1 protein-coding gene and 1 pseudogene are annotated in these 986 nt (G+C 73.7%); one reads left to right on the top strand and one right to left on the bottom strand.

The genetic code is table 11. The features are described 5' to 3' along the window. Nucleotides 1–305: pseudogene (locus tag PROKR_RS34910) on the bottom strand (hypothetical protein); the annotation flags it as partial. A 132-nt stretch (nucleotides 306–437) separates the two neighbouring features. On the opposite strand from PROKR_RS34910, the gene PROKR_RS13795 reads away from it, so the two are divergent. After that, a partial coding sequence (locus tag PROKR_RS13795) for an erythromycin esterase family protein (RefSeq protein WP_169736427.1) occupies nucleotides 438–986 on the top strand: 549 nt, incomplete at its 3' end.

Raw genomic sequence — 986 nt, 5'->3', positions numbered from 1 at the left:
GGCTCCTGCCAGTACCGGGCGGCGCGCACGGCCTGGGCGAGCGTGCTCAGGGCGGTCCCCTGGTCGAGGGCGGGGAGGCGGAGGCCGGCCAGCAGGGACGCGACGGCTTCGGGCGTCGCGCGCGGCTCCGGCACGCGGTGACCCGAGCCGAAGAACGACACGACCGTGTCGTTCCGCGCCGGGTCCAGCTCGTGGCCCGCCGACATCGCGGCCGCCGCGAGCGGCAGGTCGGCAGCGGCGGCATACTCCAGCAGGAACCTGCGCCCGCGCCGGCCACTGAGCAACATCTCCGGTGTGATCGCCATCATTCGCTCCCTCGTCGACGGCGTCCGCACCGTAACCCGCCTCCCATCGGCTCGCAGCAGCATTTATCGGCGGTGTTGCGCCGTGAGCGCACACCACACCGTCCGGCGCGGGCCAGGCGATACGTTCGCCGGATGAGCGACGACCTGACCGCGTGGCTGCGCGCGAACGCGCGGCGGCTGGCCACTCTCGACCCGGACGGCGACGACGCCGACCTGCTGCCTCTCCTGGAGATCGTCGGCGAGGCGCGGGTCGTCGCGGTCGGCGAGTCGATGCACCGGATCCACGAGATGTACCAGGTGCGGCACCGGATCCTGCGGTTCCTGGCGCGGCACGGGTTCACCGCCTACGTCATGGAGTCCGGCTTCCCCGAGGGCCGCCTCGTGGACGACTGGGTCGCGGGCCGGAGCGGACTGCCGGTGCGCGAGGTGCTGGAGCGCGGCGTCACCTACAGCATGGGCCGCTGCCAGGAGATGCTCGACCTGCTGACCTGGCTGCGGACCACCGGCGGCATGCGGTTCTACGGCGCGGACGTGCCGGACTCGGCCGCGAGCGCCCGGCCGGCGGTCGCGGCAGTGGCGGGCTTCCTGGACGACGCCGACCCGGGTTACGCGGCGCGCGTGCGCACCGAGCTGCTGCCGCTGTTCGACTACCTGCCGACGGACCGGACGGGGATCGCGCAG

Origin of the sequence: Promicromonospora kroppenstedtii DSM 19349 (genome assembly GCF_000515355.1) — a bacterium.
In the GTDB taxonomy this organism is placed as follows: Bacteria; Actinomycetota; Actinomycetes; order Actinomycetales; family Cellulomonadaceae; genus Promicromonospora; species Promicromonospora kroppenstedtii.
Note: the sequence above shows the minus strand (reverse complement) of the source record. Positions and strands in the feature narration are given on the sequence as shown.